Here is an 18911-nt window from a genome sequence, read left to right as displayed (position 1 = left end):
AAAACAAGCATGAATCGAGTACAAGGCAAGGTCTGCATCGTCACCGGCGCCGCCAGCGGCATCGGCCGCGAGGACGCGCTGCTGCTGGCCGGCGAGGGCGCCCGCGTGGTCCTCACCGACCTCAACGAGGAGGCCGGCCGCGCGCTGGCCGAGCAGATCGGTGGCGACGCGCTGTTCATCCGCCACGACATCGCCAGCGAGAGCGACTGGCAGACTGTGGTGAAGACCACCCTGGAGCGTTTCGGCCGCCTCGACGTGCTGGTCAACAACGCCGCCATCCTCGCCCTGGGCAGCATCGAGGACACCAGCCTGGAGCTGTGGCGCAAGGTACAGACCATCAACGGCGAGGGCTATTTCCTCGGCTGCAAGTACGCCATCGCGGCCATGAAGGAGAGCGGCGGCGGTTCCATCGTCAACATGTCCTCGGTGGCGGCGCTGGGCGGCATGCCGGCGTTCTGCGCCTACTCCGCATCCAAGGGCGCGGTGGCGGCGATGACCCGCTCGATCGCCCTGCACTGCAAGCAGCAGGGCTACCGCATCCGCTGCAACAGCGTGCACCCGGACGGCGTCAACACGCCGATGACCCAGGCCCTGGCCGGCGGCCAGCCGATCCCGCAGGAGGCGCTGGACGCCGACCCGATGAACCGCATGTGCGCGCCGCAGGATATCGCCAATGTGGTGCTGTTCCTCGCTTCGGACGAGTCGCGCTTCATCAACGGCGCCGAGATCCGCGTGGACAACGCCCAGCTGATCAGCGGTATCTGAAATGGGTAGCGCGCAGCCCCTGGCGCCCCAGGCATCGAGCGTTGCCGGCAGCTTTCAGCTGGAGGTGGCCGAGGTCATCGAGGAAACCGCCGATGCGCGCTCGCTGGTGCTGCGCGTGCCGGCACCACTGGCCGAGCGCTTCACCTACCAGGCCGGGCAGTTCCTCGGCTTCCGCGTCAGCGTGGCGGGCAAGCGCCTGCTGCGCTGCTACTCCATGTCCAGCGCGCCGGGGCTCGACGCGACGCTGCGGGTGACGATCAAGCGCGTTGAAGGCGGGCGTGTCTCGAACTGGATGAACGACAACGTTCGCCCCGGCGATTGCCTGGAGGTGCTGCCGCCTGCGGGGCACTTCCACGTGAGTGCGGAGCAGCGTGACCTGCTGCTGTTCGGTGGCGGTTCGGGCATCACGCCGGTGTTTTCCATCCTGCGCGAGGCACTGGCCAACCGCGATTGCCGCATCCGCCTGGTGTACGCCAACCGTGATGCCGATTCGGTGATCTTCCGCGAGGCGTTGCGCAGCCTGCTGCGCGAGCATGGCGAGCGCCTGCAGGTGATCCATGTGCTGGACAGCGTGCAGGGCTTTCTCGCCGCCAGCGATGTGCGCCATCTGCTGCGTGGCTGGGAGGATGCCGAGTGTTTCATCTGCGGCCCCGGCCCGTTCATGGATACCGTGGAGAACGGTCTGCTGGCGGCGGGTATGCCGTCGGCGCGGGTGCACGTCGAACGCTTCGTCTCGCCGCCCGATCCGGACGAGCTGGAAGCCGCCGACGAGCAGGCCCGGCGCGCCACCGCGGGCCTGCAGGTGGAGCGGCTGACCGTCAGCCTCGACGGTGCCGAGCACGAGATTGCCTGCGCCGCCGGCGAAACCCTGCTGGAAAGCTGCCGCCGTGCCGGCCTGGCGCCACCGGCGTCCTGCGAGGAAGGCTTCTGCGGTGCCTGCATGTGCCGGGTGGAGCAGGGCGAGGTGCTGCTGCCGCGCAACGATGTGCTCAGCGCCGCCGAGCTGGCCGAAGGCTGGACCCTGGCCTGCCAGGGCCGCGCCGGCAGCCGCGAAGTGCGTGTGCGCTTCCCGGATTGAGGCCGGATAGCAGGCCGGAGCGAAAGATTGCTCTCGAGTGAGGGGCGGTGCCTGCCCCTTTTTTGCCCGGCTCTGCCGGGCTTTTTTCTTCCTGTAGGAGCTCGCTCGCGAACGCACTCTGCCGCCTGTCCCGGTGTGGGCGGGGTTCGCGAGCAAGCTCGCTCCTACAAAAAAGCGGTACTGGCTGAATCTGGTATGCAAGCCAGCGCTCTTCGCCGTGCAGGTGCTGGCGGAAAACCCGTTCCAGCCTGCGCGCCCTGCAGTCCTGTAGGAGCGAGCTCGCTCGCGAACGCACCCTGCCGCCTGTCCCGGTGCGCGCGGGGTTCGCGAGCAAGCTCGCGCCTGCAAAAAGCGGGGCTTGCGCAGCGGCTAGTCCCAATGGACGATTTGCCGCCGCCGCCGGCTCGCTAGTCTGCGGCGCAGAGCAAACCGACAACAACAAGCAGAGGTGTGCGAATGAATCGACTGCAAGGCAAGATCGCCGTGGTCACGGGTGCGGCATCGGGTATCGGGCTGGCCTGCGCCCGTTGTTTCGCCGAAGAGGGCGCCCAGGTCGTCGGCCTGGACGTGGGCCAGGCGCCGGCGGACTTCCCCGGCCTGTTCATGGCCCTGGACGTGCGCGACGAGAACAACGTGCAGCAGGTGATGGGTGAAGTCGTCTCGCGCCACGGCCGCCTCGACGTACTGGTCAACGCCGCGGGCGTCGCCAGCCAGGGTAGCGTCACCGCGTCGCCCACCAGTGAGTGGCAGCGTGTGCTGGACATCAACCTCACCGGCACCATGTACACCAGCAAGCACGCGGTAGCGCAGATGGTCGAGCAGCGCAGCGGTTCGATCATCAACATCGGCTCGATCTTCGGCCTGCAGGGCTGCGACGGCAACACGGCCTATAACGTCGCCAAGGGCGGCATCAACCAGCTGACGCGCTCCATGGCCATTGACTACGGCCACGCCAACGTGCGGGTCAATGGCCTCTGCCCGGGGCTGATCGAAACCCCGATGACGCAGATGGTCCGCGAGCAGGAAGCCTTCCACGCCTTCTTCGCCTCGCAGCACATGCTGTGCCGCGCCGGGCAGCCGGAGGAGGTAGCCAAGGTGGCGCTGTTCCTGGCTTCCGACGACGCGTCCTTTGTCAGCGGGCAGATGATTGCCGTCGACGGTGGTTTCTCCGCCGGCCGCCGCTTCGCGCCGCCCCAGGCCTGATACCGGCCTTGTCAGCGGGCCGGCGCGATGCCGGCCCACTTTCGATTTCCGTTCGCCTTGAGCTGCCCGCCATGAACTGCCCGCCGTCCGCCCTGACCATTCCGCAACTGCTTGCCGCCACGGCGTCCACCTATGCTGGCCTGCCGGCCATCGAGGATGGCGACGTCCGCCTGAGCTACCGCCAGCTCGACGATGCACGTCGGCGCGCCGCGCGGGCGCTGCTGGCGCTGGGCGTCGGCCATGGCGAACGCGTCGCGCTGTGGGCGCCGAATGTCTGGGAATGGATAGTCGCGGCGACGGCGCTGCAAAGCGTCGGCGCCGTGCTGGTGCCGCTGAATACCCGGATGAAGGGCGCCGAGGCGGCCCTGGTGCTGCGCGAAAGCGGCGCCAGCCTGTTGTTCGTGATGAGCGAGTTCCTCGGCATCGACTTCCCGGCGTTGCTGGACGACGAAGAGCTACCGGCGTTGCGCCAGCGCGTGATCCTGCGTGGTTCCCGGGAGCGCGCGCTGGATTGGCCAAGCTTCCTCGCATTGGCCGATGACATCGACGACAGCGCCCTGGAACAGCGCCAGGCAGCGATTCACGCCGACGACCTGTGCGACCTGCTGTTCACCTCCGGCACCACCGGCAAGCCCAAGGGCGTGATGACCGCCCACGGGCAGAACCTGCAGCTGGTGCGCGACTGGAGTGAAATGGTCGGCCTGCGTGAAGGCGACCGCTACCTGATCGTCAATCCGTTCTTCCACAGTTTCGGCTACAAGGCTGGCTGGCTGGCGGCACTGATGCGCGGGTGCTGCATCCTGCCGCAAGCGCTGTTCGATGTGCCGCTGCTGCTGCAGCGCGTGGCCGCCGAACGGGTGACTGTACTGCCTGGCCCGCCGACGCTCTACCAATCACTGCTGGCCCATCCGCGCCGCAGCGAGTTCGACCTGTCTTCCTTGCGCGTGGCGGTCACCGGGGCTGCTTCGGTGCCGGTGGAGATGGTCCGGCGCATGCGCAGCGAGCTGGGCTTCGAGACCATCGTCACCGCCTACGGCCTCACCGAGACCTGCGGCTTCGTCACCATCTGCCGCCCCGGCGACGCCGCCGAGACCATCGCCACCACCAGTGGCCGGGCCTTCCCCAACGTCGAGGTGCGCTGTATCGATCCCCACGGGCGCAGCGTGGCGCCGGGCGAGCCGGGGGAAGTGGTGGTGCGTGGCTACAACCTGATGCGCGGCTACTTCAACAATCCCGAAGCGACCGCCGAGGCCATCGACCGCGACGGCTGGCTGCACACCGGCGACGTCGGCGTGCTCGATGAGCGCGGCTACCTGCGCATCACCGACCGGCTCAAGGACATGTTCATCAACGGCGGCTTCAACGTGTATCCGGCGGAAGTCGAGCAGACCATCCTCGGCTACCCCGGCGTGGCCCAGGCCGCAGTGATCGGCATCCCCGACGAGCGCCTGGGGGAGGTGGCCATGGCGTTCCTGTTGCCGGCTTCGGGCCAGGCGATCGACCTGGACGCCTTCCTCGCCTGGTGCCGCGAGCGCATGGCCAACTACAAGGCGCCGCGCCGGGCCATGCTGCTCGATGCACTGCCGCTCAATGCCGCCGGCAAGGTGACCAAGGCGGCGTTGCGGGAGCTGGCGGCGAGCTCCTGAATGCACAAGCCCCACTTGGACGCGGCTTTCCTGGAATCAGACGGACGCTAGTTGTTCAGGAACGGATCGTGTGCGAGGTAGGTGCAGTAGTCGACCAGCACCTTGCGCGCGTCCTGCCGCTCATGGATCACCAGGTGGACTACCACGGCGTCGTTCAACACCTGATAGAACACTCGATAGCCGTCCTGCGTAACGTACTCGCGGAACTCTGTCAGGCCGGTGTGCTCGGCGACTTCGCGGGAGATCGGATAGCCCAGCGGTGCGTTCGATAGCGCTTGCACCAGCTCATCCAGGAGTGCATCGATGTGCTGCGCGGCCTTTTCTTTCCCAGCCCTCGCAGCCAGGAAATCTTCCCGGTCCATGATCAGGCTGTCGGCGATCGGCGTGGTGAGGACAGGTCGGCGCTGACTCATGGGATTCCCTTACGGCTCGCTGGAGCGCCTCTTGGCCAGCCGGCTGCGCAGGTCGTCCACGGTGTTGGATTTCCCCTCGGCGTGCTGCCGCGAACTGATGGCGAGCAGCTTGACCAGCGCGAGCGCCTTCTCCCGTCTGACGGACTCCTCGTAGGACTCGACCACCAACTTGGGCAGGCCATTCTGGGTGATGACCATGGGCTCCGACAGGTCCAGATCCGCGGCGTGTTTCTTCAGGAAACTGATGGTCTCGATTCGCATGGAGCGTACCTCGATTGCGTGCGCATTCTGAAACGTAGTGGTCCAAATTTAGACTGTATATGGATTCATGGTCAATTCCGGCTGACCATTGACCGTATTCGCCAGTAGGTGGCACACCCCGCCGAGCTCCATTCAAACCTGCTCCCCGCGGCCCTTTTGCGCTAGTCCCATTGGACGATGTTGGTTACCGCCGGCGCTGTTTGAATCCTCATCACCAGCCGATCCGCACGACGCATCGGCGATGACGATGAGGAGAACACCATGGATATCCGCGGACTGGGCTACGTGACCGTCCTGGCCAGCGACCTGGAGCGCTGGCGCAGCTATGCCAGCGACGTGCTGGGCATGATGGTGGACACCGCCGCTCCCGAGGGCGCGCTGTACCTGAAGATGGACGAGCGCCATTACCGCCTGCTGGTGCTGCGTGACGAGCGCGACGGCTACGGCGCCAGCGGCTGGGAAGTGGCCGGCAAGGCCGCCTTCGAGCAGGCCATCGCCGAGCTGGCCCAGGCGGATGTCGAGGTCGCCCGTGGCAGCGCTGCCGACTGCGCGCTGCGCAAGGTCCAGGAGCTGGCGCTGTTCCGCGATCCGGACGGCAATCGCCATGAGCTGTTCTGGGGGCCGTGCCAGGACTTCCGCCCGTTCGTCTCGCCGGCGGGCGTCAGCGGCTTCGTCACCGGCGCCATGGGCATGGGCCACGTGGTGCTGCCGGCGCCGGCCTTCGAGCGCTGCCGGGACTTCTACGAGCAGGTGCTGGGCTTCGGCCTCTCCGACCTGATGAAGGTGCGCTTCACCCCCGACCCGCAGGAGCCGGAGAAGCGCATCCACTTCCTCCACTGCAACAACGCCCGCCACCACTCCCTGGCGATCTTCGAATGCCCGATCCCCAGCGGCTGCGTGCACCTGATGCTGGAAACCGCCGCCCTCGACGACGTCGGCCGTGCGCTGGATCGCATGCACGCCAGCGGCGTGAAGCTCTCGGCGACCCTGGGCAAGCACACCAACGACCAGATGGTGTCGTTCTACATGCAGAGCCCCGGCGGCTTCGACATCGAGTACGGGCATGGCGGGCTGGAAGTGGACTGGGCGGCGCACACGCCGTTCGAAAGCACCGTGGTCAGCCATTGGGGCCACGACTTCAGCGTCGGCCGCCAGTAAGGAGCGCAACATGGACAAATGCATGACGGCCGCCGAGGCGGTCGCCCGGCTGCGCGACGGCATGACCATCGGCATCGGCGGCTGGGGCCCGCGCCGCAAGCCCATGGCGCTGATCCGCGAAATCCTCCGTTCCGGGCTCAAGGACCTCACCGTCGTCGCCTACGGCGGCGCTGACGTCGGCATGCTCTGCGCCGCCGGCAAGGTCAGGAAGCTGGTATTCGCCTTCGTCTCGCTGGATTTCATTCCGCTCGAACCCTACTTCCGCAAGGCCCGCCAGGCCGGCGAGCTGGAGGTGATGGAAATCGACGAAGGCATGCTGCTGCTGGGCCTGCGCGCAGCGGCGATGAAGGTGCCGTTCCTGCCCACCGCCGTGGGCCTGGGCACCGACGTGCTCAAGCACAACCCGCAGATCAGGCTGGTTGCCTCGCCCTACGCCGACGGCCGCGACTGGGTCGCCATGCTGGCGCTGGAGCTGGACGCGGCGCTGGTCCACGTCGACCGCGCCGATGCCCGCGGCGTCTGCCAGATCGAAGGGCCGGACCACTACATGGACGACCTGTTCGTGCGTGCCGCCAGGCAGACCTTCGTCAGTTGCGACGAGCTGGTGGAGTCCGCGCACTTCCACGCCAACCCGCAGGCGCCGCGCCAGGTGTTCTGGGAACGCAACCTCACCGATGGCGTGGTGCACGTCCCCGGCGGCGCGCACCCCAGTTCCTGCGCACCGCTGTACGGCTTCGACGTGGCGCACTTCCAGCGCTACAACGCCTCGGCCCAGGAAGAGGGCGGCTGGCAGCGCTACTACGACGAATTCATCCGCGACGGCGAAGCCGCCTACCTGGACAAGGTCGGCGGGCTCGACGCACTCCGCAAGCTGCCCCTACCGGTGTTCTGACCATGACTGACGCTACCGCTTCCTGCAGCCTCGCCGAGCTGCTGATCTGTGCCGCCAGCGAGTGCTGGCGCGACGACGGCGAAGTGCTCGCCACCGGCATCGGCGTGGTCCCGCGCCTGGCCGCTTCCCTGGCCATGCTGAGCAGCAACCCGGACCTGCTGATGACCGATTCCGAGGCCTTCATGGTCGCCGAGCCGGTGCCGCTGGGCGCGCGCAGCGGCTACGTGCCGAAGTTCGACAGCTGGATGGGCTTCTCGCGCATCTTCGACAACGTCTGGGGCGGCCGCCGCCATGCGCTGGTCGGGCCGACGCAGATCGACCGCTTCGGCCAGGCGAACATCTCCTGCATCGGCGACTACGCCAGGCCCAAGGCACAGATGCTCGGCGTGCGCGGCTTCCCCGGCAATTCCATCAGCCACGCCAACTCCTTCTTCGTGCCGGCGCACAGCCGCCGGGTGTTCGTCGAAGGCGAGGTCGACATGGTCGCCTCGGTCGGCTACAACCCGGCGCGCCTGGCGCGTGGCTGGTCGCTGGATGACATCGACATCCGCCTGATCGTCACCGACCTCTGCGTGCTCGACTTCGCCGGCCCGCAGCGACAGATGCGCGTGCGCTCGCTGCATCCGGGCGTGGAGCTGGCGCAGGTGCTGGACAACACCAGCTTCGACCTGGCGCTGCCGGCGCAGATCCCGACCACTGCGCTGCCCACGGCGGCGCAGCTGCAAATCCTCCAGCGCCTGGACCCGCACAACCTGCGCAGCCGCCAGCTCAAGGACAACCCGCAGGCCGTGCGCAGCGCCGAAGGGGTGCGGTCATGAGCGAAGAGGTGGTCCTCTACGAAGTCCAGGGCCCGGTGGCCCTGGTCAGCATGAACCGCCCCGAGTTCCATAACGCGCAGAACTCGAAGATGACCTACGCGCTGGACGCGGCCTTTCGCCGGGCCTGCGACGACGATGCGGTCAAGGTCATCGTTCTGCGCGGCGCGGGCAAGCACTTCTCCGCCGGCCACGACATCGGCACGCCGGGGCGCGACGTCAATCAGAGCTTCGAGCGCGCCAGCCTGTGGTACGACCACGTGAACAAGCCCGGTGGCGAGTTCCTCTATGCCCGCGAGCAGGAGGTCTACCTGGGCATGTGCCGGCGCTGGCGCGAGATGCCCAAGCCGACCGTGGCCATGGTGCAGGGCGCCTGCATCGCCGGCGGGCTGATGCTGGCGTGGGTCTGCGACCTGATCGTCGCCAGCGACGATGCCTACTTCCGCGACCCGGTGGTGCGCATGGGCATTCCCGGCGTCGAGTACTTCGCCCACGTGCATGAGCTCAATCCGCGCATCGCCAAGGAATTCCTCTTCCTCGGCGAGCGCCTGGGCGCCGAGCGCGCCTGGCAGTTGGGCATGGTCAACAAGGTGGTGCCGCGCGACGTGCTGCTGGACGTGACCCTGGACATGGCCCGGCGCGTCGCCGAGATGCCGCGCCTCGGGCTGCAGCTGGCCAAGCAGGCGGTGAACAACGCCGAGGACCTGATGGGCAAGCGCGCCACCATGGACATGGTGTTCGGCCTGCACCACTTCGCCCACGCCCACAACGAGCTGGTCAGCGGCGACCGCCTGGGCGGCTACGACGCCCGCGCCATGGCCAGCTCGCAGCGCGAACCGGTGGAGGGCGGCCGATGAGTGCGGACCTGGGCACCCGCGTCAGCCAGCTGCTCGGTTGCCGCTACCCGATCATCCAGACCGCCATGGGCTGGGTGGCCGACCCGCGCCTGGTGGCGGCCACCGGCAATGCCGGCGGCTTCGGCTTCCTCGCCGGGGCGACCATCGAGCCGCAGCGGATGGAAGCGGCGATCCTGGAGACCCGCTCGCTGACGGCGGCGCCGTTCGGCGTGAACTTCCATATGTATCAGCCCAACGCCGGCGAGATCGTCGAGCTGGTGCTGCGCCACGGGGTGAAAGCGGTGAGCTACAGCCGCTCGCCGGGCAAGCAGATGATCGCCCGCCTGAAGGAAGCCGGGGTGATCTGCATGCCCACCGTCGGTGCGCTGAAGCACGCGCAGAAGGCCGTGGAGATGGGCGCCGACATCGTCACCGTGCAGGGCGGCGAGGGCGGCGGCCACACCGGCGCCGTGCCGACCTCGCTGCTGCTGGCGCAGGTGCGCGAAGCGGTGCAGGTACCGGTCGTCGCGGCAGGCGGCTTCCACGACGGCGCCGGCCTGGTGGCTGCGCTGGCCCTGGGCGCCGAGGGCGTGGCCATGGGCACGCGCTTCCTGATGAGCCGCGAAAGCCCGGTGCCGGACGCCACCCTGGCGCGCTACCTGGGCGTGAAGGACCCGGCGCAGGTGATCGTCAGTCGCGCGCTGGACGGCCTGCCACAACGGATGATCCGCAACGAACTGCTCGACGCCCTGGAAGCCGCCGGCCCCTGGCGCCGCCTGGGCCTGGCCGTGCAGTGCGCGCTGGCCTACCGCCGCCACTCCGGCATCAGCCTGGCGCAGATGCTCCAGGCCCTGCGCAAGCGTGGCGAGCTGACGCTTTCCCAGGCGCTGCTGGCGGCCAACGCGCCCATGGTGATCCAGAAGGCCATGGTCGACGGCCAGCCCGAAGATGGCGTGCTGCCGGCCGGGCAGGTCGCCGCGTTGCTCGGTTGCCGCCTGCCGTGCGCCGAGATCATCCAGAACATCGTCACCCAGGCCGAAGTCCGCCTCGCCGAGCTGGCCCGCCGGGTAGAACCGCAGCCGTCACAGGAGAACCGCCATGTCGCCGTTTCGCGTTGAGATCCACGAGCACATCGCCGAGCTGGTGTTCGACCGGCCGCCGGTGAACGCCTTCGACTGCGCCGGCTGGGCCGCCATCGCCGCCGAGCTGGAGCGCCTGGGCCGCGACGACACGGTGCGGGTCATCGTCATCCGCGCCGAGGGCCGGGGCTTCTGCGCCGGCGTCGACATCAAGGAACTGGCCGCCGACGGCAACCTGATCGTCGCGGTGAACAAGGGCAACTACGACAGCTTCAAGGCCGTGCACCGCAATCCCAAGCCGGTGATCGCCGCCGTGCATGGCTTCGTCCTGGGCGGCGGTATCGGCCTGTGCGGCGCGGCGGACATCGTGGTCGCCAGCGAGTGCGCGACTTTTGGCGTGCCCGAGGTGGACCGCGGCGCCATGGGCGGCGGCGCGCACCTGCAGCGTCTGTTCCCGGTGCAGAAGGTGCGCCACATGTACTTCACCGGCGAGCCCATCGATGCCTTCGAGGCTTATCGCCTGGGCGCGGTGGAGCGCGTGGTGCCGCGCGAGCAGCTGCGCGACGCGGCTCTGGACGTGGCCCGCAGGATCGCCGCCAAGAGCCCGGCGATGATCGCCCTGGCCAAGGAGGCGCTGACCGGCATCGAGGACGGCAACCTCGAAGACAAGTACCGCTGGGAGCAGGGCTTCACCCTCGAGGCCTACCGCTCGCTGGACTCCCAGGAAGCGCGCGACTCCTTCGTCGAGAAGCGCGAAGCGCAATTCAACTGATCACAGGCAGCAGCCCATGGACCTGAACTACAACAACGAACAACAGGCCTTCCGCGAGGAAGCGCGCGCCTGGCTGGCGGCCAACGTGCCGCAGAAGCCCTTGCCTTCGTACGACACCGAGGAGGGCTTCCGCCTGCACCGCGAGTGGGAAGCGCGCCTGCACGACGGCCATTGGGGCATGGTGACCTGGCCGCAGGAGTACGGCGGCCGCGGTTGCGACCTGATCCAGTGGCTGATCTTCGAGGAAGAGTACTACCGCGCCGGCGCGCCCGGCCGGGTCAACCAGAACGGCATCTTCCTGCTCGGCCCGACGCTGATGGAATTCGGCAGCGAGGAGCAGAAGGCCCGCTTCCTGCCACGCATGGCGCGCGGGCAGGACGTCTGGGCCCAGGGCTGGTCCGAACCGGGCGCGGGTTCCGACATGGCGGCGATCCGCTCGCGGGCCGAGCGCGTGGGCGAGCACTACGTGATCAATGGCCAGAAGACCTGGTCGACCCGCGCGGTCTGGGCCGACTGGCTGTTCGGCATGTTCCGCACCGACCCGGCCTCCAGCCGCCACCATGGGCTGACCTTCATCCTGGTGCCGCTGGACTCGCCGGGCATCACCGTGCGCCCGATCGCCCAGCTCGACGGCCTGCCGGGCTTTGCGGAAATCTTCTTCGACGACGTCAAGGTGCCGGTGGAGAACGTACTCGGTGGCGAAGGGCAGGGCTGGCACGTGGCGATGTCCACCGCCGGCTTCGAGCGCGGGCTGATGCTGCGCTCCCCGGCGCGCTTCCAGGAAACCGCGCGGCGCCTGCTGCAGCTGTACCTGGACAACCGCGAGGCGGCCGACCGCGACTCGGCCATCGGCGAGGCGGTGATGCGTGCCTGGCTCGACGCCGAGGCCTACACCCTGAGCACCTACATGACCGCCTCGCGCCTGCAGCAGGGCGGCCGTATCGGCCCGGAATCCTCGACCAACAAGATCTTCTGGTCGGAGCTGGACCAGCGCATGCACGACACCGCCCTGAGCATCCTCGGCGCCCGCGCCGAACTGCTGCCCGGCGAGCCGCTGGCCGGTGAGGTCGGGCGCTGGCTGGACGGTTTCCTGTTCTCCCTGGCCGGCCCGATCTACGCCGGCACCAACGAAATCCAGCGCAACATCATCGCCGAACGCATGCTCGGCATGCCGCGCGCCTGAGGAGCCGGGACATGGACTTCACTTTCAACGACGACCAGTTGAGCTTCCACGACAGCGTGCGCGCCTTCCTCACCAACCAGGTGACGCCGGAACGCCAGCGCGAACTCTGGGCCAGCCCGACCGGGCGCAGCGATGAACTCTGGGCGCAGCTCGCGGAGCTGGGCCTGACCGCCCTGAACCTGCCCGAAGCCTATGGCGGCCTGGGCCTGGACGAAACCGACTGGGTGCTGCCGGCGCAGGAATGCGGCTATGCCGCGCTGGCCGAACCACTGCTCGACAGCGTGCTGGTGGGCGCGCCTTTGCTGGCCGCGCTCGGTGACGAGCACGAGGCGCTGAAGGCCGACTGGCTGGGGCGCATCGCCGCCGGCCAGGCGCGGCTTGCGGTCGGCCATCCGGACAACTTGCTGGTAGCCGACGCCCATGTCGCCGACCTGCTGATCCTTGGTAGCCAGGACGATATCCACGCCGTCCCGCGCGAGGCCGTGCAGCTGTCCCGCAGCCAGGCGCTCGACCCGGCGCGCCGGCTGTTCAGCGTCGCCTGGACGCCCAGCGCCGCCACTCGCGTGGCCAGTGGCGAACAGGCCCGCAGCTTGTGGGCGGCGGCCTTCGAGCGCGGCGCGCTGGCGTGCGCCGCGCAGCAACTGGGTCTGGCCCGGCGCATGGTCGACCTGGCGGTGGACTACAGCTTCGAGCGCAAGCAGTTCGGCAAACCCATCGGCAGCTTCCAGGCGGTCAAGCACCTGATGGCCGATGTGGCGGTACTCATCGAGTTCGCCAAGGCGCCGCTGTACCGCGCTGCGCAGTCCCTCGCCGAGGGCCACCCGCAGGTGGCGCTGCACGTTTCCCAGGCGCGCCTGGCGTGCTCGGAAGCCGCGCAACTGGCGGCGAAGAACGCCATCCAGGTGCACGGCGCCATGGGTTACACCTGGGAAGTCGACCTGCAGCTCTACATGAAGCGCGCCTGGGCCCTGGACAAGGTCTGGGGCGACCGCAGCCTGCACAAGGCGCGGCTGTGCCAGGCACTGTTCGGCGGGGCGATCAGCGCCGGCGCCGGCCACACCTTTGCCCGTTGAGGACATACCCATGGCAGAAGCCTACATAGTCGACGCCCTGCGCACGCCCACCGGCAAGCGCAAGGGCGGCCTGGCGCAGATCCATGCCGCCGACCTGGGCGCCCACGTGCTGCGCGAGCTGGTGCAGCGCAACGGCATCCCCGACGCGGACTACGACGACGTCATCTTCGGTTGCGTCGATACCATCGGCCCGCTGGCCGGCGACATCGCCCGCACCTGCTGGCTGGCCGCCGGCCTGGACCAGGGCGTGCCCGGCACCACTGTGGACCGCCAGTGCGGCTCCTCGCAGCAGGCCGTGCACTTCGCCGCGCAGGCAGTGATGAGCGGCACCCAGGACGTGGTGATCGCCGGCGGCGTGCAGACCATGACGCAGATTCCGATTTCCTCGGCGATGACTGCCGCCGAGCCGCTGGGCTTCAGCGATCCCTTCAGCGGCTCGGAAGGCTGGGTCAGGCGCTATGGCGCCACGCCGCCGAGCCAGTTCCGTTCCGCGCAGATGATTGCGGAGAAGTGGGACATCAGCCGCGAGGCGCTGGAAGCCTATTCGCTGGAGTCCCATCGCCGCGCCCTGCGCGCCATCGAGGCGGGGCGCTTTGCCCGTGAGATCGTTCCCATGGCCGGCCTGCAGCACGACGAAACGCCGCGGCAGACCAGCCTGGCGAAGATGGCCGAGCTGGAAACCCTGTTCGGTTGCGACCGCGTCACGGCCGGCGTTTCCAGCCAGACCTGCGACGCCGCCAGCGCACTGCTGATCGTCTCCGAGCGAGCGCTCAAGCGCTACAACCTGACGCCGCGTGCGCGCATTCACCACCTCAGCGTGCGCGCGGACGACCCCGTGTGGATGCTCACCGCGCCGATACCCGCCACCGCCTACGCACTGAAAAAGGCCGGCATGCGCCTGGACGATATCGACCGGGTGGAGATCAACGAGGCCTTCGCCTCGGTGGTCATGGCCTGGCTGCAGGAAACCGGCTATCCCCACGAGCACACCAACGTCAACGGCGGCGCCATCGCCCTCGGTCACCCGCTGGGCGCCACCGGCGCGCGGCTGATGACCACGCTGCTGCATGAGCTGGAGCGCACTGGCGGCCGCTACGGCCTGCAGACCATGTGCGAAGGCGGCGGGCAGGCCAACGTGACCATCATCGAGAGACTGTGATGGGGCTGCTGCGCCAGGTCATGCGGCGTTGCAATGCGGGTCGTGAATGCTCATTGGCTGTAGCCAACACCGCTTTCCGACCGGCATTCCGCCTTGCCTGGTCGTCGCTCGCTACGCCTTGAAGATCTGTTCTGCGCGTATTAGCGCAACCCCCTGGAGAACCCTATGTCCATCTGCAAAGACCGCGTCGTCATCATCACCGGCGCCGGCGGCGGCCTTGGCCGCGCCTACGCCCTGGCCCTGGCGGCCGAGGGCGCGAAAGTGCTGGTCAACGACATCAACCGCGAAGCCGTGGCCGGCGTCGTCGCGCTGATCCGTGACCAGGGCGGCCAGGCCATCGGCGACTGCCACGACATCACCGACTACCACGAGGCCGGCGAGATCGTTCGCGCCGCCATCGCCGCTTTCGGCGACCTGCATGCGGTGGTCAACAATGCCGGCATCTGCCGCGACCGCATGTTCGCCAGCCTCACCGAGGCCGACTGGGACGCGGTGATGAACGTGCACCTCAAGGGCCACTTCTGCATCGCCAGCCACGCCGTGCACCACTGGCGCGACCAGGCCAAGGCCGGCGCGACGGTGCGCGCACGGATCATCAACACCAGCTCCGGCGCCGGGTTGCAGGGCTCCATCGGCCAGTCCAACTACTCGGCGGCCAAGGGCGGCATCGCTTCCCTCACGCTGGTGCAGGCCGCCGAGCTGGCGCGCTACGGCATTACCGCCAACGCCCTGGCCCCGGCCGCACGCACCGGCATGACCGAGCAGGTGTTCGCCGAGGTGATGAAGAAGCCCGACGATGGCTTCGACCACTTCGCCCCGGAGAACGTCGCGCCGCTGGTGGCCTGGCTGGTGTCTGAGGACTCCCAGCACGTCAGCGGCCGCCTGTTCGAGGTGGAAGGCGGCAAGCTTTCCCTCGGCGACGGTTGGCGCCGCGGCCCGCAACGCGACAAGGGCGAGCGCTGGTTGCCGCAGGAAATCGGCGGGGTGGTCAACGAACTGATCGACCAGGCCGTGCCGGCGCAGAAGGTGTATGGCACCTGACCGCATCCCCGCTTTGCGGGACAGTCTTCGCGTTGCTCCACCGATGCTCCGCTGCTGAATCTGCAGGAGCGAGCTTGCTCGCGAACCACCAGCCGCTGCGAGGCCTCCCGCGTTGTAGGGACCTGCTCTTGCTCTTCGTAGGAGCGAGCTTGCTCGCGAACCACCTGCCGCTGCGAGGCCTCCCGCGTTGTAGGGATCTGCTCTTGCTCTTCGTAGGAGCGAGCTTGCTCGCGAACCAATCCCCGCTGCGGGCCGGGTTCGCGAGCAAGCTCGCTCGTACATTGTCTGGCCCACTGCAGTGCATTGCCTCACGTCCATTCGGACGATTCCCGCCCGGGCATCTCCCGCCAGACTGCGCCCATCCGACACCACAGGGCCGCCTTCCATGGAATTCGCCTTCACCGACGAGCAGCTGATGATCCGCGACAGCGCGGAAAGCTTCCTCGCCGATGCTTCACCTACCAGCGCCGTGCGCGCGGCGATGGCCGCGGGCGGGCACGATGCCATGCTCTGGCAGCGGATTCGCGATGAACTCGGCTGGCAGGCGTTGCTGGTGCCCGAGGCCCACGGCGGCCTGGGGCTGGGCTTCGTCGAGCTGGCCATCGTCCAGGAACAGTTGGGCCGTCGCCTGGCGTCGCTGCCGTTCCTCGCCAGCGCCATCGCCATCTGCGCCCTGCGCCTGCTGGGTGACGCGGCGCAACAGGCGCGTTGGTTGCCGGCATTCGCCGAGGGCAGCCTGAGTGCCACCCTGGTGCTGGGCGCCGAAGGCGCGCCGGACGTCGGCGCGGTTCAGGTCCAGGCGCGCAAGGAGGGTGAAGGCTTCGTGCTGGATGGCCGCCTGCGCCCGGCGCTCGATGGCCACAGCGCCGACCTGCTGCTGATCCCCGCGCGGCTGGCCGGCAGCCGGGGCGAAGAGGGCATCTGCCTGTTCGCCGTTCCTGCGCTCAGCAGCGGTTTGCAGCGTCGCGCCCTGGCCACGCTGGACCAGACTCGCCCGCTCGGCGAAATCGAACTGGACAATCTCTATCTCCCCGCCGACGCATTGCTCGGCGTAGCCGGCAGTGCCTGGCCGAAACTGCAGACCGTCCTGCAACTGGCGGCCATCGCGCTGGCCGCCGAGCAGGTCGGCGGCGCCCAGCAGGTACTCGATCTCACCGTTGCCTACACCCGCGAACGCCAGCAGTTCGGCCGCCCGGTGGGCAGTTTCCAGGCGCTCAAGCACCGCATGGCGGACATGATGGTGAAGGTCGAGTGCGCACGCTCAGCGCTCTACCACGCCGCGTGCGTGGCCCAGGCAGCGCTGGATGCCGAGGGCGACTCGGCACTCGCCTCCGAGCTGCCGCTGGCCGCTGCCGTGGCCAAGTCCCACGCCTCGGAAGCCTTCTTCCACTGCGCCGCCGAGTCGATCCAGCTGCATGGCGGCGTCGGCTTCACCTGGGAGTACGACCCGCACCTGTACTTCAAGCGCGCCCGCGCCGGCGAGGGCCTGTTCGGCACGCCCGCCTGGCACCGCGAGCGCATCGCTGCCGCGATCCTGGAGGAACGCCAATGAAGATCGGATTCGACGCCGCCGACGAAGCCTTTCGCGGTGAAGTTGCCCAGTGGCTGGCGGACAACCTGCGCGGCGAGTTCGAGCCGCTGCGTTTCCGCGGCGGGCCTGGTGACGAACACAGCTTCCCGGAGGAGCGCAAAGCCTGGGAGTGCAAGCTCGCCGAAGGCGGCTGGACCTGTGTGGGCTGGGCCAGGGAGCACGGCGGGCGCGGTCTGTCGATCAACCAGCAGGTGATCTTCCACGAGGAATACGCCCGCGCCGGCGGTCCCGGTCGCATGGGCCATATCGGCGAAGGGCTGGCCGGGCCGACCATCGCTGCCTTCGGCAATGAGGAGCAGAAACGCCGGCTGCTGCCGGGCATCGTCAGCGGCCGGGAGTTCTGGTGCCAGGGCTATTCCGAGCCGGGCGCCGGCTCCGACCTCGCGGCGGTCAAGACCCGCGCCACCTTCGACGCCGAGCGTGGCGTGTGGCGGATCAACGGGCAGAAGGTCTGGACCTCGCTGGCCCACGAATCCGACTGGTGCTTCGTCATCGCCCGCAGCGAGGCGGGCAGCGTCGGCCACCACGGCCTTTGCTTCCTGCTGGTGCCGATGCACCAGCCGGGCATCAGCGTGCGGCCGATCGAGCAGCTGACCGGCACGTCGGAGTTCAACGAGGTGTTCTTCGACAACGCCGAAACCGACGCCGAGAACCTGCTCGGCGCACCGGGGGATGGCTGGAAGATCGCCATGGCGCTGCTGGGCTTCGAGCGTGGGGTGTCCACCCTTGGCCAGCAGATGCAGTTCCACAACGAGCTGGACGAGATCATCCGCATTGCCCGCGCCAATGGCGCCGCCCGCGATCCGCTGCTGCGCCAGCGCCTGGCCGAGGCCTGGGGCGGGCTCAAGGTGCTGCGCTACAACTCGCTGCGCATGCTCTCCGGCGCGCAGGACGGCGGCCTGCGGCCCGAGGCGCTGATCTACAAGCTGTGCTGGTCCGACTGGCACGCGCGGCTGGGCAAGCTGGCCATGGACGTGCTCGGCGCCGAGGCGGAAATCCTCGACGGCTCGCCGTACCGGCTCAGCCGCTTGCAGGGCCTGTTCCTGTTCAGCCGCTCCGACACCATCTATGGCGGCAGCAACGAGATCCAGCGCAACCTCATCGCCGAGCGTGCGCTCGGCCTGCCCAGAGAACCCAAGGTGCCTCGCTAGGAGATCGCACTCATGCTCAAACCCGAATACGTATCCGGCCGCGGCCTGCTGCGCGGCAAGTCGGTGCTGATCACCGCGGCCGCGGGCGCCGGTATCGGTTTTTCCGCCGCCCTGCGCGCCGCCGAGGAAGGCTGCCGCGCGCTGATGATCAGCGATATCCACGAAGGCCGGCTGCACGAGGCGGTGGAGCGCATCCGCCAGGCCTGCGGGCTGCAGGCGGTATACGGGCAGGTGTGCAACGTCACCAGCGAGGAGCAGGTACGCGCCCTGGTAGCCGCCGCCGAGGAACGCCTGGGCGGTGTCGACGTGCTGATCAACAACGCAGGGCTGGGCGGCTCGCGCACGCTGGTGGAAATGACTGACGAGGAGTGGAGCCGCGTCCTCGACGTCACGCTCACCGGCACCATGCGCATGACCCGCGCCATGCTGCCGCACATGCTGGAGCGCCGCGCCGGTGCCATCGTCAATAACGCCTCGGTGCTCGGCTGGCGCGCGCAGAAGGAACAGAGCCACTACGCCGCGGCCAAGGCCGGGGTGATGGCGCTGACCCGCTGTGCCGCGCTGGAGGCGGCGGAGCAAGGCGTACGCATCAACGCGGTGAGCCCGAGCATCGCCCTGCACGATTTCCTGCGCAGGTCCGCTCCCCAGGAACTGCTGGAGAAACTGGCCTCCACCGAAGCCTTCGGCCGCGCCGCCGAGGTTTGGGAAATCGCCAACGTGATGATGTTCCTGGCCAGCGACTACAGCTCCTACATGACCGGCGAAGTACTGTCGGTCTCCAGCCAGAGGGCCTGA

General features: G+C 68.5%; 19 protein-coding genes. 17 read left to right on the top strand and 2 right to left on the bottom strand.

Annotated features, from left to right (window positions below; all coding sequences use genetic code 11):
- Positions 1-9: 9 nt before the first annotated feature.
- The 4 genes from N5C91_RS16550 to N5C91_RS16535 all read left to right on the top strand — a co-directional run bounded on the left by N5C91_RS16550 (position 10) and on the right by N5C91_RS16535 (position 4692).
- Positions 10-765: a glucose 1-dehydrogenase gene (locus N5C91_RS16550; protein ID WP_054907168.1), complete on the top strand. Its 756-nt coding sequence runs from the start codon at positions 10-12 to the stop codon at positions 763-765.
- A gap of 1 nt (position 766) precedes the next feature.
- Positions 767-1843, top strand: coding sequence for a ferredoxin--NADP reductase (locus N5C91_RS16545; RefSeq protein ID WP_279830581.1), 1077 nt, complete (start codon positions 767-769; stop codon positions 1841-1843).
- Between the two features lie 456 nt (positions 1844-2299).
- Positions 2300-3046, top strand: coding sequence for an SDR family oxidoreductase (locus N5C91_RS16540; protein WP_236175089.1), 747 nt, complete (start codon positions 2300-2302; stop codon positions 3044-3046).
- Positions 3047-3117: 71 nt separating this feature from the next.
- Positions 3118-4692, top strand: coding sequence for a FadD3 family acyl-CoA ligase (locus N5C91_RS16535; protein ID WP_279830579.1), 1575 nt, complete (start codon positions 3118-3120; stop codon positions 4690-4692).
- A 47-nt stretch (positions 4693-4739) separates the two neighbouring features.
- Here the strand turns inward: N5C91_RS16535 and N5C91_RS16530 are convergent, their stop codons facing one another.
- Both N5C91_RS16530 and N5C91_RS16525 read right to left on the bottom strand, forming a co-directional pair.
- Positions 4740-5105, bottom strand: coding sequence for a type II toxin-antitoxin system RelE/ParE family toxin (locus N5C91_RS16530; RefSeq protein WP_205335200.1), 366 nt, complete (start codon positions 5103-5105; stop codon positions 4740-4742).
- Positions 5106-5114: 9 nt separating this feature from the next.
- Entirely contained in the window at positions 5115-5366 is a 252-nt protein-coding gene (locus tag N5C91_RS16525; protein WP_279830577.1) for a type II toxin-antitoxin system Phd/YefM family antitoxin, read from the bottom strand.
- A 261-nt stretch (positions 5367-5627) separates the two neighbouring features.
- On the opposite strand from N5C91_RS16525, the gene N5C91_RS16520 reads away from it, so the two are divergent.
- From N5C91_RS16520 to N5C91_RS16460, 13 genes are all read left to right on the top strand, one after another.
- Positions 5628-6524 (top strand): VOC family protein, encoded by an 897-nt coding sequence (locus N5C91_RS16520; protein ID WP_236201946.1) that lies wholly within the window; start codon positions 5628-5630, stop codon positions 6522-6524.
- Between the two features lie 10 nt (positions 6525-6534).
- Positions 6535-7416 (top strand): CoA-transferase, encoded by an 882-nt coding sequence (locus N5C91_RS16515; protein ID WP_279830575.1) that lies wholly within the window; start codon positions 6535-6537, stop codon positions 7414-7416.
- A gap of 2 nt (positions 7417-7418) precedes the next feature.
- Positions 7419-8234 (top strand): ketoacid CoA transferase, encoded by an 816-nt coding sequence (locus tag N5C91_RS16510; protein WP_279830572.1) that lies wholly within the window; start codon positions 7419-7421, stop codon positions 8232-8234.
- The gene (locus N5C91_RS16505; RefSeq protein ID WP_236175095.1) at positions 8231-9088 is read left to right on the top strand and encodes an enoyl-CoA hydratase; all 858 of its coding nucleotides are present in this window, start codon (positions 8231-8233) and stop codon (positions 9086-9088) included. The genes N5C91_RS16510 and N5C91_RS16505 overlap by 4 nt, the downstream gene beginning before the upstream one ends.
- On the top strand, positions 9085-10185 hold the full coding sequence (locus tag N5C91_RS16500) for a nitronate monooxygenase (protein WP_279830570.1): 1101 nt from the start codon (positions 9085-9087) through the stop codon (positions 10183-10185). The genes N5C91_RS16505 and N5C91_RS16500 overlap by 4 nt, the downstream gene beginning before the upstream one ends.
- Positions 10166-10918: an enoyl-CoA hydratase family protein gene (locus N5C91_RS16495; protein WP_279830569.1), complete on the top strand. Its 753-nt coding sequence runs from the start codon at positions 10166-10168 to the stop codon at positions 10916-10918. Before N5C91_RS16500 ends, N5C91_RS16495 begins: the two co-directional genes overlap by 20 nt.
- 16 nt (positions 10919-10934) lie before the next feature.
- Positions 10935-12101, top strand: coding sequence for an acyl-CoA dehydrogenase (locus N5C91_RS16490; protein WP_279830567.1), 1167 nt, complete (start codon positions 10935-10937; stop codon positions 12099-12101).
- Positions 12102-12112: 11 nt separating this feature from the next.
- Positions 12113-13174: an acyl-CoA/acyl-ACP dehydrogenase gene (locus N5C91_RS16485; RefSeq protein WP_279830566.1), complete on the top strand. Its 1062-nt coding sequence runs from the start codon at positions 12113-12115 to the stop codon at positions 13172-13174.
- 10 nt (positions 13175-13184) lie between these two features.
- Positions 13185-14333: an acetyl-CoA C-acetyltransferase gene (locus N5C91_RS16480; RefSeq protein WP_279830565.1), complete on the top strand. Its 1149-nt coding sequence runs from the start codon at positions 13185-13187 to the stop codon at positions 14331-14333.
- 165 nt (positions 14334-14498) lie between these two features.
- Entirely contained in the window at positions 14499-15374 is an 876-nt protein-coding gene (locus tag N5C91_RS16475) for an SDR family oxidoreductase (RefSeq protein WP_279830563.1), read from the top strand.
- Between the two features lie 385 nt (positions 15375-15759).
- A complete protein-coding gene (locus tag N5C91_RS16470; RefSeq protein ID WP_279830561.1) occupies positions 15760-16926 on the top strand; it encodes an acyl-CoA/acyl-ACP dehydrogenase in 1167 nt (388 codons plus the stop codon).
- Positions 16923-18116 (top strand): acyl-CoA dehydrogenase family protein, encoded by a 1194-nt coding sequence (locus N5C91_RS16465; RefSeq protein WP_279830559.1) that lies wholly within the window; start codon positions 16923-16925, stop codon positions 18114-18116. Before N5C91_RS16470 ends, N5C91_RS16465 begins: the two co-directional genes overlap by 4 nt.
- 12 nt (positions 18117-18128) lie before the next feature.
- Positions 18129-18911, top strand: a complete 783-nt coding sequence (locus tag N5C91_RS16460) for an SDR family oxidoreductase (RefSeq protein WP_279830557.1) — start codon at positions 18129-18131, stop codon at positions 18909-18911.

It is taken from the genome of Pseudomonas sp. GD03903 (genome assembly GCF_029840045.1).
Lineage (GTDB): Bacteria > Pseudomonadota > Gammaproteobacteria > Pseudomonadales > Pseudomonadaceae > Pseudomonas > Pseudomonas pseudonitroreducens.
Note: the sequence above shows the minus strand (reverse complement) of the source record. Positions and strands in the feature narration are given on the sequence as shown.

Bases quoted from the DNA above. Each gene is read 5' to 3' on its own strand.
- N5C91_RS16460 (WP_279830557.1), top strand. From the start codon at position 18,129: ATGCTCAAACCCGAATACGTATCCGGCCGCGGCCTGCTGCGCGGCAAG.
- N5C91_RS16490 (WP_279830567.1), top strand. From the start codon at position 10,935: ATGGACCTGAACTACAACAACGAACAACAGGCCTTCCGCGAGGAAGCG.
- N5C91_RS16470 (WP_279830561.1), top strand. From the start codon at position 15,760: ATGGAATTCGCCTTCACCGACGAGCAGCTGATGATCCGCGACAGCGCG.
- N5C91_RS16545 (WP_279830581.1), top strand. From the start codon at position 767: ATGGGTAGCGCGCAGCCCCTGGCGCCCCAGGCATCGAGCGTTGCCGGC.
- N5C91_RS16540 (WP_236175089.1), top strand. From the start codon at position 2,300: ATGAATCGACTGCAAGGCAAGATCGCCGTGGTCACGGGTGCGGCATCG.
- N5C91_RS16475 (WP_279830563.1), top strand. From the start codon at position 14,499: ATGTCCATCTGCAAAGACCGCGTCGTCATCATCACCGGCGCCGGCGGC.
- N5C91_RS16515 (WP_279830575.1), top strand. From the start codon at position 6,535: ATGGACAAATGCATGACGGCCGCCGAGGCGGTCGCCCGGCTGCGCGAC.
- N5C91_RS16525 (WP_279830577.1), bottom strand. From the start codon at position 5,366: ATGCGAATCGAGACCATCAGTTTCCTGAAGAAACACGCCGCGGATCTG.
- N5C91_RS16495 (WP_279830569.1), top strand. From the start codon at position 10,166: ATGTCGCCGTTTCGCGTTGAGATCCACGAGCACATCGCCGAGCTGGTG.
- N5C91_RS16480 (WP_279830565.1), top strand. From the start codon at position 13,185: ATGGCAGAAGCCTACATAGTCGACGCCCTGCGCACGCCCACCGGCAAG.
- N5C91_RS16465 (WP_279830559.1), top strand. From the start codon at position 16,923: ATGAAGATCGGATTCGACGCCGCCGACGAAGCCTTTCGCGGTGAAGTT.
- N5C91_RS16510 (WP_279830572.1), top strand. From the start codon at position 7,419: ATGACTGACGCTACCGCTTCCTGCAGCCTCGCCGAGCTGCTGATCTGT.
- N5C91_RS16535 (WP_279830579.1), top strand. From the start codon at position 3,118: ATGAACTGCCCGCCGTCCGCCCTGACCATTCCGCAACTGCTTGCCGCC.
- N5C91_RS16520 (WP_236201946.1), top strand. From the start codon at position 5,628: ATGGATATCCGCGGACTGGGCTACGTGACCGTCCTGGCCAGCGACCTG.
- N5C91_RS16505 (WP_236175095.1), top strand. From the start codon at position 8,231: ATGAGCGAAGAGGTGGTCCTCTACGAAGTCCAGGGCCCGGTGGCCCTG.
- N5C91_RS16500 (WP_279830570.1), top strand. From the start codon at position 9,085: ATGAGTGCGGACCTGGGCACCCGCGTCAGCCAGCTGCTCGGTTGCCGC.
- N5C91_RS16530 (WP_205335200.1), bottom strand. From the start codon at position 5,105: ATGAGTCAGCGCCGACCTGTCCTCACCACGCCGATCGCCGACAGCCTG.
- N5C91_RS16550 (WP_054907168.1), top strand. From the start codon at position 10: ATGAATCGAGTACAAGGCAAGGTCTGCATCGTCACCGGCGCCGCCAGC.
- N5C91_RS16485 (WP_279830566.1), top strand. From the start codon at position 12,113: ATGGACTTCACTTTCAACGACGACCAGTTGAGCTTCCACGACAGCGTG.